This is a genomic window from Streptomyces sp. NPDC048659 (assembly GCF_040650575.1).
In the GTDB taxonomy this organism is placed as follows: domain Bacteria; phylum Actinomycetota; class Actinomycetes; order Streptomycetales; family Streptomycetaceae; genus Streptomyces.
The window spans coordinates 29,644-40,654 of the sequence record NZ_JBEZHM010000064.1 but is presented as its reverse complement, the minus strand read 5'-3'; the positions used below and the strand labels follow the sequence as shown (position 1 = coordinate 40,654).

At 74.0% G+C, this 11,011-nt stretch carries 15 protein-coding genes; 7 read left to right on the top strand and 8 right to left on the bottom strand.

The window, feature by feature from the left end; genetic code table 11:
• Nucleotides 1-122: 122 nt before the first annotated feature.
• Nucleotides 123-653, bottom strand: a complete 531-nt coding sequence (locus AB0C99_RS33510; RefSeq protein WP_362483286.1) for a DUF6328 family protein — start codon at nucleotides 651-653, stop codon at nucleotides 123-125.
• 29 nt (nucleotides 654-682) lie between these two features.
• Between AB0C99_RS33510 and AB0C99_RS33505 the strand changes: the two genes are divergently transcribed.
• The 4 genes from AB0C99_RS33505 to AB0C99_RS33490 all read left to right on the top strand — a co-directional run bounded on the left by AB0C99_RS33505 (nucleotide 683) and on the right by AB0C99_RS33490 (nucleotide 3,684).
• Nucleotides 683-1,120: a hypothetical protein gene (locus AB0C99_RS33505; protein ID WP_362483284.1), complete on the top strand. Its 438-nt coding sequence runs from the start codon at nucleotides 683-685 to the stop codon at nucleotides 1,118-1,120.
• Nucleotides 1,121-1,313: 193 nt separating this feature from the next.
• Complete coding sequence (locus AB0C99_RS33500) at nucleotides 1,314-2,096, top strand: polysaccharide deacetylase family protein (protein WP_362483283.1); 783 nt, start codon at nucleotides 1,314-1,316, stop codon at nucleotides 2,094-2,096.
• 407 nt (nucleotides 2,097-2,503) lie between these two features.
• On the top strand, nucleotides 2,504-3,316 hold the full coding sequence (locus AB0C99_RS33495) for a hypothetical protein (RefSeq protein ID WP_362483281.1): 813 nt from the start codon (nucleotides 2,504-2,506) through the stop codon (nucleotides 3,314-3,316).
• Nucleotides 3,313-3,684: a peptidase inhibitor family I36 protein gene (locus tag AB0C99_RS33490; protein ID WP_362483279.1), complete on the top strand. Its 372-nt coding sequence runs from the start codon at nucleotides 3,313-3,315 to the stop codon at nucleotides 3,682-3,684. Before AB0C99_RS33495 ends, AB0C99_RS33490 begins: the two co-directional genes overlap by 4 nt.
• A gap of 19 nt (nucleotides 3,685-3,703) precedes the next feature.
• On the opposite strand, the gene AB0C99_RS33485 is transcribed toward AB0C99_RS33490, so the two are convergent.
• From AB0C99_RS33485 to AB0C99_RS33465, 5 genes are all read right to left on the bottom strand, one after another.
• Nucleotides 3,704-4,444, bottom strand: a complete 741-nt coding sequence (locus tag AB0C99_RS33485) for a rod shape-determining protein (protein WP_362483277.1) — start codon at nucleotides 4,442-4,444, stop codon at nucleotides 3,704-3,706.
• A gap of 104 nt (nucleotides 4,445-4,548) precedes the next feature.
• On the bottom strand, nucleotides 4,549-5,736 hold the full coding sequence (locus tag AB0C99_RS33480) for a globin domain-containing protein (RefSeq protein ID WP_362483275.1): 1,188 nt from the start codon (nucleotides 5,734-5,736) through the stop codon (nucleotides 4,549-4,551).
• A gap of 156 nt (nucleotides 5,737-5,892) precedes the next feature.
• Complete coding sequence (locus AB0C99_RS33475; protein ID WP_362483273.1) at nucleotides 5,893-6,339, bottom strand: Rrf2 family transcriptional regulator; 447 nt, start codon at nucleotides 6,337-6,339, stop codon at nucleotides 5,893-5,895.
• Between the two features lie 36 nt (nucleotides 6,340-6,375).
• A complete protein-coding gene (locus tag AB0C99_RS33470) occupies nucleotides 6,376-7,188 on the bottom strand; it encodes a hypothetical protein (protein WP_362483271.1) in 813 nt (270 codons plus the stop codon).
• A 254-nt stretch (nucleotides 7,189-7,442) separates the two neighbouring features.
• Nucleotides 7,443-7,847 carry an SHOCT domain-containing protein gene (locus AB0C99_RS33465; RefSeq protein ID WP_362483269.1) on the bottom strand — a complete coding sequence of 135 codons (405 nt, stop codon included), beginning with the start codon at nucleotides 7,845-7,847 and terminating at the stop codon, nucleotides 7,443-7,445.
• A gap of 165 nt (nucleotides 7,848-8,012) precedes the next feature.
• Here AB0C99_RS33465 and AB0C99_RS33460 point away from each other — a divergent pair, with 165 nt between their 5' ends.
• Both AB0C99_RS33460 and AB0C99_RS33455 read left to right on the top strand, forming a co-directional pair.
• A complete protein-coding gene (locus AB0C99_RS33460) occupies nucleotides 8,013-8,459 on the top strand; it encodes a DUF6325 family protein (protein ID WP_362483268.1) in 447 nt (148 codons plus the stop codon).
• Between the two features lie 5 nt (nucleotides 8,460-8,464).
• A complete protein-coding gene (locus AB0C99_RS33455; protein ID WP_362483266.1) occupies nucleotides 8,465-8,845 on the top strand; it encodes an SHOCT domain-containing protein in 381 nt (126 codons plus the stop codon).
• Nucleotides 8,846-8,856: 11 nt separating this feature from the next.
• Here AB0C99_RS33455 and AB0C99_RS33450 read toward each other — a convergent pair whose 3' ends face one another.
• A complete protein-coding gene (locus AB0C99_RS33450; protein ID WP_362483264.1) occupies nucleotides 8,857-9,312 on the bottom strand; it encodes a peroxiredoxin in 456 nt (151 codons plus the stop codon).
• Between the two features lie 51 nt (nucleotides 9,313-9,363).
• Complete coding sequence (locus AB0C99_RS33445) at nucleotides 9,364-9,942, bottom strand: PadR family transcriptional regulator (RefSeq protein ID WP_362483262.1); 579 nt, start codon at nucleotides 9,940-9,942, stop codon at nucleotides 9,364-9,366.
• A 398-nt stretch (nucleotides 9,943-10,340) separates the two neighbouring features.
• Here AB0C99_RS33445 and AB0C99_RS33440 point away from each other — a divergent pair, with 398 nt between their 5' ends.
• The gene (locus AB0C99_RS33440) at nucleotides 10,341-10,862 is read left to right on the top strand and encodes an SRPBCC domain-containing protein (protein ID WP_362483260.1); all 522 of its coding nucleotides are present in this window, start codon (nucleotides 10,341-10,343) and stop codon (nucleotides 10,860-10,862) included.
• Nucleotides 10,863-11,011 lie beyond the last annotated feature (149 nt).

Below are 11,011 nucleotides of genomic sequence, written 5' to 3'. Positions count from 1 at the left end.
GTCGCGCTGGCGCTGGTGACGGCGTATCCGGAGGACGTGACGACGCTGGTGGCGCACGAGCCGCCGCTGGCTCGGGACCGGGCCCCGGGCGCACCGCCGCCCTCAGCCGCCTCCGCGTACGGTCAGCGGCGGTCCGCCGTGTGCCGGTGGCGGACCCAGAGGGGCAGGACGAACCAGCACAGCAGGTACCAGAGGAACAGGCCGCCGACCAGCCAGGGCACGTACGCGGCCCGGGTCGCCACCCGCAGGACCAGCAGCAGGGCCGCCGTCAGGGTGGCCAGGAGCAGCAGGAGGCCGATGAGGATCAGCCGGGACGCCCAGGTCACCGCCCGGGGCTTGAGCCGGCGGCCGGCGATCATCCGGTGGAAGGAGACCGGCCCGATCATCGCCCCGATCGCGGCGGCCGAGAGCGAGACGGTGACCACGTAGATCGTCCGGTCGGTGTCGGTGAGTTCGGTGAAACGGGGCGTGAAGGCGACGGTGAGGAGGAAGCCGAAGAGGATCTGCACCCCGGTCTGGGCGACCCGGATCTCCTGCATCAGCTCGCCCCAGCGCCGGTCGGCCTGCTCCTCGGGGGTCTCGTGGCGCCCGTGGCCCGCCCCCTCGCCGTCCGGCCGCGCGGGCCCCGGCGGTCCCTCCGGTGCTCCGGTCACCTGGTCCTCCCGGTTCGCTTCCCTCCACCGTGGCACGAACCTCGCGGGACGCCCTGCCGGGAGGCATCCTGGAAGCGGGGCAGGAGGAGATGAGCGACGTGTACGACTTGCACATCGACACGGATGTCACCGTGCAGCTGAGCGACTGCTGCCGGGAGGACGCCCAGGCCGTCTTCGAGGTCCTCGACCACACCTACCGCCTGGAGGACATGGGCGCGCCGGGCCCCGCCGCGGCCACCGCGCCCGCCGCCACCGTCTGGATGGCGACCTTCGACACGGCGGGCGGCCGGCACGAGCCGACGCCCCCGGCACATCTGACCGGGCCGGTGGGCGCCACCCTCACCGGCGGCTACCACGCCGTGGACGAGGTCGAGAAGGTGCTCGCGCGCACCTTCGACATCCAGTCGCTGCAGTCCGTGTCGGGTGACCAGGAGACCGAGGCGCGCTTGCTGCTCGCGACCCGCTGAGACCCCGGACCCCCGAGCTTCCAAGCCCCCGGGCGGAGCGGACGGGCGCCGCCCGGGGCCGTCCGCGTGCCCGGAGAGGCCCCCGCGCACTCCAGCTATACACTGTGTGTAGAGTTGGGATCGCGCCACGGGGCTTCGCCATGACCAGGGGGAAGCCGGCGCTCGAACCAATCTCGGGGAAAGCGGGTAACTCATGTTCCGAACCACGTCCGGCCGACGCCGGGGGCTCCTCGCCGTGCTCGCGGCGATGTCACTGGCCCTCACCGTCTCCGGCTGCGGGGTCGACGGGGTCACCCCCGAAGACGCGCGCGAGAACGCGTCCTCGGACCGCAAGGGCGCGGCACTGGCCACCGGAGTCGACTGCGCCAAGGCCAAGTGCATCGCGCTGACCTTCGACGCCGGACCGGGCAAGGACACTCCCCAGCTCCTCGACACGCTCAAGGCGGAGAAGGTGCCCGCCACCTTCTTCCTCCTCGGCAGGAAGCACGTCGACCGCTACCCCCAGGTCGTCAAGCGGATCTCCGACGAGGGCCACGAGGTCGCCAACCACACCTGGACCCACGAGATCCTCACCGACCTGGAGAAGTCCGAGGTCCGCGAGGAGCTCGCCCGCACCCAGGACGCGATAGCGAAGATCACCGGCACCAAGCCCACCCTGATGCGCCCGCCGCAGGGCCGCACCGACGACACCGTCGCCGACGTGAGCCGCGAGCTCGGACTCGCCCAGGTCCTGTGGAGCATCACGGCCAAGGACTACTCCACCACCGACACGGCCCTGATCCGCAAGCGCGTCCTGGACCAGGCCCACCGCGACGGGATCATCCTGCTCCACGACATCTACGACGGCACCGTCCCCGCCGTGCCCGGGATCATCGAGGAGCTCAAGCGCCAGGGCTACACCTTCGTGACCGTGCCCCAGCTCCTCGCCCCCGGCAAGGCCGAGCCCGGAGCCGTCTACCGCCCCGAGAAGGGCTGAGCCGCGCACGGCGTACGGCGCACGGCGCACGGCGGAGCGAATCGGGTGAGGTGACTCACACCCGGCACAGGGGACACTCCGGAACATCGGGGGACGGTTGACCGTTCATCTGTATGTGACGGTGAAGGGGCCCGGTGCCCAAGGTCCCCCCCATTGCGGCGACCGCCCTTCAGGCCCGTCACGGCACACGGCCCCGGTTGGAATCCCCCGTCCAACCGGGGCTCTGTCGTTCCCGGGCGCCCGGAGCGCGCCCTCTTGGCGGCGCGCGCTCCGGCGTGTCCGACCCCTTCGAGTGAGTCGCACGGAGCCCCCGCATGGCCCGTACGGCACCGGGCATTCATCGCGGTGAACGGCGCCGACCGCGCCGCCCGACCGCGCCGATCAGGCCCGCCACCAGGGGGAACCCCGTGCGTCACGCAAGCCGCCACGCGCTCGTCACCGCCGCCGCCGCGCTCGTCCTCGCCGCCTGCGCCACCGTCCGGCCCGGCCCCGCCGGACCGCCCGCCGGCACCACCCGGCAGGAGCAGGACCGGCTCCTGAAGACCGCCGAGGAGCGCCTGGTCACCGACTGTCTCGGCGCCCGGGGCCTCAGACTCTCCGGCCGCGCCCGCGCCCCCGCCGAGGACCGCAGGCTGCAGGCCGCGCTGTTCGGCAGCGAGCCCCGCGAACTGTCCCTGACCCTGTCCAGCGGGCTCACCGTCACCGCCAACAGCGACGGCTGCGTGGCCACCGCCCGCGCCGGGCTCTACGGCGACCAGAACCGCTGGTTCCGCGCCCAGGTCACCGTCGACAACCTGCGCGCCGAGGCCCAGGCGCGCATGAAGGACGACCCCGCCCACCGGGCCGCCCTCGACCGCTGGACCCGCTGCGCCGCCCCCGAGGGCGGACCCCGCCGGGGCCGCCCCGACTCGCTCCTCGCCGCGCGCTGCGCCCGCGAGAGCGGACTCGACGACGTACGGGCCCGGCTGGAGCCCGCCGAACTGGCCGCGGTGCGCGCCCTCCACCACGACCAGGTCGCCGTCTACGAGCAACTGCGCGCCGGCGCGCTCCGGCGGGCGGCCGAGCTGACCGCGCCCGCCACTCCCACGCCGCGTCCCGACCCTGAGACACAGGCCACGCCCGAAACGCAGCCCGCCCACACGGCGCAGGACACCCGCACGGCGCAGGACATCCCCACGGCGCAGGCCACCCCCACGACGAAAGGCGTCGACGCTCCATGAAGCGCTTCCTCGGTTCCACCGCCGCGGCCCTGCTGGCCCTCGCGGGAGGGCTCGCCCTGACCGCCCCGGCCGGCGCCGCGGAGTGCCCCTCCGGGGAGTTCTGCGTCTGGCAGGACGCGAACTTCGGCGGTCAGCGGGCCAACTGGAGCGGTGACGACGGCTGGTGGGAGAGCTGGATCGCGGACACCGACTCCTCCTGGGCCAACCACGGCATCTCGGGTCCCGGCATCAAGGACCACGTCCGGGTCTACGAGAGCGCCTGGCAGGGCGGCGCGATGACCGTCTGTCTGGCCCCCGGCCAGGAGGTCGGGTACAACGGGTCGGCCAACGACCGGGGCGACTCCCACATCTGGGCCACCGGCTGCTGAACCCCCGCCGGACGCCTCCTCACGGGCGGCGTGGCCCGCCGCCCGGGTGCCGCAGGGCCGAGGAGAGCAGCAGCCCGGCACCCCGCACGGTGCTGGTCGCCGGGTCGTTGGCGAGCCGCAGCCGCGCCCCGAGGCGGAGCGCGAGACGGCCGGTGAGGTCGAGCCGCAGCGCGCCGCCGCCGGTGACGAGCACCCCGCGGCCCAGCGCCCCGCGGACCGCGCCCGTGGTGTCCTCCCGCCATAGCTCGCGCACCAGCTCCGCGGCCGTGTGCACGACCACGCCCGGCGAGGCCCCGGGCTCCGCGAGGTCGTCCAGGCCGATCTCGGCCAGCCGCGCGTCCTGCATCACGCCGTCGACGAGCAGGGTCACCTCGGTGAGCGCCGCCCCCAGATCGACCACGAGCAGCGGACCGCCGCCCGAGGGTCCCGCGTACGCGGCGGCGGCACGGGCGCTGTTCACCGACACGACCCGCGCGGCGCCGAGCCCGGCCACCATCCGGCGGGTCTCCTCGCGCTCCGCGGGGCCGGCCAGGACCGGATGGCAGAGCATCACCACCGTCTCGTCCAGCGCCCCGCCGAACGCCGTGTCCGCGACCCGGCGCAGCAGCCGCTGGTGAGGCGTCGCGTCGGTGACCCGTCCGCGCCGCACCGGCCCGCTCGGCACGTCAGCGAGGACGCCCGCACCGGGCGCCCAGACCCGGGTGCGGGAGCTGCCGATGTCCAGGGCGAACCCGCGAACCGCCTTCTGCGCCGTACCCATTCGCCCGCTCCTGCCACTGATCATGAGGTGATTTAGCGGCATCACTATGCAATATCTCGGGCGATAACGCTACGGGGCGTCGGATCGCAGGCGTTCCGGGGTGTTCATGCCTCGCTGCCCAGCCACAGGTCGGGGCCGAAGACCTCGTAGTGCACGGCCGCCGGGGCGACCCCGAGGGCGAGCAGGTCGCCGCGGACCGCGCGCATGAAGGGCAGCGGGCCGCAGAGGTACGCGGTGACGTCCCCGGGCAGGTCGAGCTCGGCGACCCGGGCCCGGCCGCGCCCCGCGTCGGCGGTGCCGGGCTCCTCGTACCAGAGGTGCAGCGAACCCTGCGGCAGCGCCCCGACCAGGCGACGCAGCTCCTCGCGGTGCGCGTGGTCCTCGGGGGAGCGGTCGGCGTGGACGACGGTCACCGGGCGGGTGGAGCCGGTGGCGGCGAGGTGCCCGAGCATCGACAGCATCGGGGTCGAGCCGATGCCGGCGGAGGCGAGCAGCAGCGGCCCGTCGCCCTCGGGCAGCACGAGGTCGCCGAACGGGGCCGACACGTTGACCGTGTCGCCGACGGCGGCGTGGGCGTGCAGCCAGGAGGAGACCTCGCCGGCGGGGTCGCCGTCGACGCGCTTGACCGTGATCCGCCAGTCCGGGGAGCCGGGCGCGGCGGAGAGGCTGTACTGGCGGATCTGCCGGGCGCCGTCGGGGAGCGCGACCTGGACGCTGACGTACTGGCCGGGCCGGAATGACCCGGCCGGGCGCCCGTCGGCGTGGCGCAGGGTGAAGGAGGCGGTGTCGGGGGTCTCGGCCTGCCGCCCGGCGATCTCCATCGGCTGCCAGACCTGGCCCTCGGCGACTCCCTTCTCCTGGTAGAGGCGGGCCTCCAGGGCGATCAGGGCGTTCGCCATCAGCCAGTACACCTCGTCCCAGGCGCGGGCGACCTCGGGCGTGACGGCCTCGCCGAGGACGGCGACGATGGCGGCGAAGAGGTGCTCGTGGACCACCTTGTACTGCGCGGAGGTCACGCCGAGCGAGGCGTGCTTGTGGGCGATCCGGGAGAGCATCACGTCCGGGCGGGCCCCGGGGTGTTCGAGCAGCGCCCCGGCGAAGGCGGCGATCGAACCGGCCAGGGCCTTGCGCTGGTCGCCGGTGGCCTGGTTGCCGCGGTTGAAGAGGTCCCGCAGCAGCTCGGGGTGGGCGGCGAACAGCCCCGCGTAGAAGCGCTCGGTGATCTCGTCGAGCGCCCCGCCGACGGCGGGGAGGGTGGCGCGGACGACCGGGGTGGCCTGCTCGGACAGCATGACGACTCCATCAGTTAGATAAGTGGTAGATGATCTACGTGTTTAAAGAGGTGGGGAAGCCCCGCGGGGCGCGCGGGGGAGTGGGGGCGGTGCGGGGTAGTGCGACGGTGGTGAGGTGTGGGGTGGTGTGAGGTGGTGAGGTGTGGCGCCGAGTGGTCAGTCGGCTGGGCGGCTCGCCGACAGGGCGAGGAGCACCGGGCCGGTGGGGGACTCGACCAGTTCCGCCACGGTCAGCGGATCCAGCGTCCGGTAGAACGCCTCCTGGGCCTCGCGGAGCGCGCCCCGCAGCCGGCAGGCGGTCCGCAGCGGGCACGGCGGATCGCCCTCGCAGGCGACCACCTCCTCCTCGCCCTCCAGCGTCCGGGCCAGCCAGCCCACCGAGGAGCGCCGGCCGAGCTCGGTCAGCGTCAGCCCGCCGCCCCTGCCGCGCCGGGCCTCGACGACGCCGAGGTGCTGGAGACGGGTGACCACCTTCGCCATGTGGGCGTGCGGCACGGCCATCGACTCCGCCACCTCGCGCGTGGTGGGGGAGTCGCCCTGCCCTGAGACCGCCAGGCGCATCACGGCACGCAGCGCCAGGTCGGTGAATTTCGTCAGCCGCACGGAACGACCGTACCAAAGGCGCATGTGGCATTCGGATTAAGGGGTGGGGTCTTCGTCGGCCCCGGGACCGGACCCGCGCCGCCGTGTGAAGTGCCGCCACACCCACCAGCCGCCGACCGCCATCGACGCCGTGAACAGCGTGATGCCGAGGACCGGCCAGCGCCGGTCGGCGATCCGGGCGTCCGTGAGCGCGACCACCGCGAGCGCCACCAGGGGGACGAGGAGCGACGCCACCGCCCGCAGCGCCGCGAACACCATCGCCGGATCCAGCCGCCCGGACCTCCGGGGCAGTTTCGCGCCCGAGTAGAACAGCGCCGCCCGGTCCGCGACCCGTGCCGTCGAGCGGTGGTACGAGTCGGCCATGTACGGCAGCCAGACCAGCGGCGCCACCAGGCCCACCAGGAACACCACGGCCACCAGCAGCCACCGGCCGATCCGCACCAGCAGCCTGGCCGGGCCCTCGGCGGGGGTGGCGAGCCCCAGCAGCCGCGCCATCCGAAGGGTCAGCTCCCACAGCGCGGCGATCCGCCCCGGCCGGCGCGCGGGCGGGGCGTGCGGGGCGGCCAGGCCGGCCCGGGCGGCGTCCGTGTCCTCGTACACCCCCTGGAGGACGAGGAGTTCGGCGGTCCGCTCGGGGTCGGACGGGTCCCGGCCCTCCAGGGCCGCCAGCTCCAGCATCATGCGCGCCTGCGACAGCAGCGCGGCGCAGAACGCGATCGGGATGAACACCAGGAACGGGCCGCCCACGAACGCGCCCTCGGAGGTCGCCGCCCGGCTGCCGCGCGCCACGATCCTGGCCCGCAGCCGCTCGGGCGGCTCCCCGGGGTGCTCGGCGCGCAGCCGCGCCACCGTCCGGCCGGCCCCGTGGCCCAGCCGGCGGGTGGCGAAGTCGGCGAGGAGCTCCGGCAGCCGCCCCGGCTCCCGGCTCGCGGCACGCAGCAGCGAGCGCGGGAGCTCGGCGGGCGACTCGGGGGTCCCAGGGGTCCCGGGGGTCCCAGGGGTCCCGGGGGTCCCAGGGGTCCTGTGGATCTCGGGGGTCCCTGAGTCCTCGGGCTTCCCGGGCGTCCCTGAGGTCCCCGGGTCCTCTCCGTCCCGTCGTCCGGTCAGGACAGGACCTTGGCCTTCGCCTTCTCGAACTCCTCGTCCGTGATGGCTCCCTTGTCCTTGAGTTCGGCGAGCCGCGCGAGCTCGTCCGCGCTCCCGCCGCCGCCTCCGCCCGGCCCGGTGCCGGCGGTCTTGCGGATGTAGTCCTGGAACGCCGCCTCGCTCGCCTGGGCCTGCTTGATGTCGCGCTGCCCCATTCCCTTGCCACGGGCGATGACGTAGATCAGCACACCCAGATAGGGCAGCAGGATGCAGAGGATCAGCCAGCCCGCCTTGCCCCAGCCGTGGAGCTCGTGGTCCCGGAAGATGTCCGTGATCACCTTGAAGAGCAGGAAGAGCCACATGATCCAGAGGAAGAACCAGAGCATGGTCCAGAAGAGGTTGAGCAGCGGATAGTCGTCCATGCCTGCACTCCTGTTCCCGCCGGCCTTGAGCAGCCGGCGTGAAAGTGATCCTCTCCGACCCCGCCGGGTCCCGCATGTCGTGACCGGCTCGGGGTGCGGGCCCGCAGGGGCCGTGATCGGATGGACGGGCGCACGCGTACGGCACTCGCACACACGAGGAGTCACATGGGGCCGGTGGAATGTCTGGTGCTCGCCTTTCCCGGGGAGCGGCTCGCGGTCGCGGCGGTCACGGCCATCGCCGACCTCCGCAAGGAGGGGCAGGTGCGGCTCATCGACTCGCTGGTCGTCACCAAGTCGGCCGCCGGTGAGGTGTCCAGCTCCGAACTGGCCGAGTACGAGGAGTACGAGGAGGCCGCCGCCGAGATCGGCCCCGAGGCCAACCTGCTCGGACCGGAGGACGCCGCGGAGGTGGGCGAGACCCTCGAACCCGGCTCCTGCGCCCTGATGCTGCTCGTCGAGCACGTCTGGGCGGCCCGCGCGGCGGAGGCGGTCCGCGAGGCCGACGGGTACGTGGCCGGGCGGGTGCCCATCCCGCACGCTTTCGTCGAGCAGGCGCGCGCCGCCTACCAGGAGGCCGTCGCGGCGGCCGAGACCACGACCGCAAGGAGCTGACCGGGATGTTCATGCGCCGCCGCCCCCTCGTCCGCCCGGTCGTCCGGCCCGCCGGAGCCCCGCTGCTGCGCGGTGCGCTCGTCGGCGGCGCCGCCTACGCGGCGGGCCGCAGCGCCGCGCGCGGCGCCCGCCGGGAGCAGGACCAGGAACAGGCGATCGCCGACCTCCAGGCGCAGCAGGCCCAGGAGGCGCAGGCCGCTCAGGCGGCTCAGCAAGCTCAGGCGGCCCAGCAGGCCCAGGCGGTTCCGCCGCCTCCGCCGCCGGGCGGGCCCGCCGCCGCGCCCACGGTCATCGACCAGTTGACCCGGCTCGGGGAGCTCGCCCAGCAAGGGCTGCTGACCCCGGAGGAGTTCGCGGCGGCCAAGTCCAGGCTGCTCGGCACCTGAGCCGGGGGGACTCAGCGCTCGGGCGCCCGCAGGGCCGCGAGCGCCCGGTCTGCGTGGGCGCTCATCCGCAGCTCGCTGCGGACGACCTCCAGCACCCGGCGGTCCTCGTCGATCACGAAGGTGACCCGCTTCGTCGGCGCCAGCGAGAAGCCCCGCTTCACCCCGAACCGGTCCCGCACCGCGCCCGTCGGGTCGGACAGCAGCGGATAGCCGAGCGCGTGCCGGTCGGCGAACTCCTGCTGCCGCGCCACCTCGTCCGTGCTGATGCCGACGGGGTGCGCGCCGACCGCGCGGAACTCGCCCGCCAGGTCCCGGAAGTGGCACGCCTCGGCCGTGCAGCCGGGGGTGAGGGCCGCGGGGTAGAAGAAGAGGACGACCGGCCCGTCGGCCAGCAGACCGGAGAGCGAGCGGGGCGTCCCCGTTTCATCCGGAAGAGTGAAGTCCTCGACGATGTCACCGACGTTCATGCCCCGGGACGCTACCGCACGGTAGCCACCGGCGTCACCAGGTCGGCGGCCTCAGCGGTCCTGGGGGACCCGGGGCGCCGTCTCGCGCGCGGCGAGGACCGCCAGCACCCGCTCGCCCCAGCGCACGTTCTCCTCCTCGAAGGCCCGGCCGCGCATCAGGTTCAGATACGGGCCGACCCGCTCGGCCTCGCGGAGGTACGTCTCCTCGTCGCGCCCGTCGAGCAGCCACTCCCGCAGCCGCTCGTAGCGCGCGATCTTGCCCCGGGCCCACTCCATCCGGTCCCGCACGTGCTCCCGCACCGCCGCCGTGTCGCCCTCGTCGCACGCCTGCACCTGCACCATCAGCTCGTCGCGCACCGCCGTGGGCTTCGGCGGGTGCGCGGTGTAGGCGACGAGGTCCCGGCGGCCCGCCTCGGTGAGCGTGAACATGCGCTTGTTGGGGCGGCGTTCCTGCTGCACGACGCGGGCCTCGATCAGGCCGGCCTCGGAGAGCCGGTCCAGCTCCCGGTAGAGCTGCTGCGGCGTGGCCGCCCAGAAGTTGGCCACGGACACGTCGAAGAGCTTGGCCAGGTCGTAGCCGGACGCCTCGCCCTCCAGGAGGGCCGCAAGGACCGCGTGCTTGAGAGACATCCGGACAAAGTAGCAGTTCGTTTAATAGTTTCCTCCACACCTATTCACCGGTGAAAGCCCTGGTGGGAAGTGGGGTTCGGTCGGCGAGGCGGAGGATCGCCCGCAGCGCGTGCCCCGAAGGGGGTGGGCGCACCAGGGCGTTGCGCAAGGGTACGGCGAGCAGGCGGGCGAGCCGCGTGCCCCGGCGGGCCGGCCGGCCCGCGCCCTCCGGACACCCCGGGATCGCGGCCACGGCCTCGCCGTGCTCGCGGCGCGGGTCACCCGCCCGCTACGCCCATGTGCGGGAGAGCGCGTGCGCGACCCCGAACCGCGCGCGATCCTGGTGATCGAGTGGCTCGTGGCCGCCGCGCCCGGCCGACGCCCCCACCGCCCTGGAGTTCCCGAGGGAGCAAGCCCCGATGGACAGCAACGACAGCAACGACAGCAACGACAGCAACGACAGCAACGCCTTCGTCTACACGATCTACATCCGCACCAGCCCCGACGAGGTGTGGCGGGCGCTGACCGAGCCCGAGCTCACCCGCCGCTACTGGGGCGTGGCCTTCGAGACCGACTGGGCCGAGGGCTCCGCCATGGTCTGGGAGGAGGCCGGGCGCCGCACCACCGACCCCGAGCAGCGCGTCCTCACCGCCGACCCCGGCCGCCGGCTCGCCTACACCTGGCACACCTTCACACCAGCCTGGGCCGAGGCCGTCCACATCGACGAGCCGACCCGCGCCCGGCTCGCCGCGGAACGCCGCTCCAAGGCCACGTTCGCGATCGAACCCGCCGGGGACATGGTCCGGCTCACCCTCGTCCACGACGACCTGGAACCCGGCGGACTTATCCGGGACATGGTGGGCGAGGGCTGGCCCGCGCTGCTCTCCAGCCTGAAGTCCCTCCTGGAGACGGGCGAGGAACTGCCCGAAGTGCCACGCTGAGCCCCCGCGCCGCCGCACCGCTGAGCCCTGCGCCTCCGCGCCGAGCCCTACTCCCTCCCGTACCCCGAATTCCCCCGGACGGCCCAATCTCCCGCGCTGGCGTGCCTGCGTGACCGTCGCCCTGGTCCGCGACGGCGGCACCGCCATCG

What these genes read in the sequence shown, in the direction of transcription:
- AB0C99_RS33490 (WP_362483279.1), top strand. Translation starts at nt 3,313, where the DNA reads ATGAAGCGCTTCCTCGGTTCCACCGCCGCGGCCCTGCTGGCCCTCGCG.
- AB0C99_RS33455 (WP_362483266.1), top strand. Translation starts at nt 8,465, where the DNA reads ATGTTCATGCGCCGCCGCCCCCTCGTCCGCCCGGTCGTCCGGCCCGCC.
- AB0C99_RS33500 (WP_362483283.1), top strand. Translation starts at nt 1,314, where the DNA reads ATGTTCCGAACCACGTCCGGCCGACGCCGGGGGCTCCTCGCCGTGCTC.
- AB0C99_RS33485 (WP_362483277.1), bottom strand. Translation starts at nt 4,444, where the DNA reads ATGGGTACGGCGCAGAAGGCGGTTCGCGGGTTCGCCCTGGACATCGGC.
- AB0C99_RS33445 (WP_362483262.1), bottom strand. Translation starts at nt 9,942, where the DNA reads ATGTCTCTCAAGCACGCGGTCCTTGCGGCCCTCCTGGAGGGCGAGGCG.
- AB0C99_RS33480 (WP_362483275.1), bottom strand. Translation starts at nt 5,736, where the DNA reads ATGCTGTCCGAGCAGGCCACCCCGGTCGTCCGCGCCACCCTCCCCGCC.
- AB0C99_RS33460 (WP_362483268.1), top strand. Translation starts at nt 8,013, where the DNA reads ATGGGGCCGGTGGAATGTCTGGTGCTCGCCTTTCCCGGGGAGCGGCTC.
- AB0C99_RS33440 (WP_362483260.1), top strand. Translation starts at nt 10,341, where the DNA reads ATGGACAGCAACGACAGCAACGACAGCAACGACAGCAACGACAGCAAC.
- AB0C99_RS33465 (WP_362483269.1), bottom strand. Translation starts at nt 7,847, where the DNA reads ATGGACGACTATCCGCTGCTCAACCTCTTCTGGACCATGCTCTGGTTC.
- AB0C99_RS33450 (WP_362483264.1), bottom strand. Translation starts at nt 9,312, where the DNA reads ATGAACGTCGGTGACATCGTCGAGGACTTCACTCTTCCGGATGAAACG.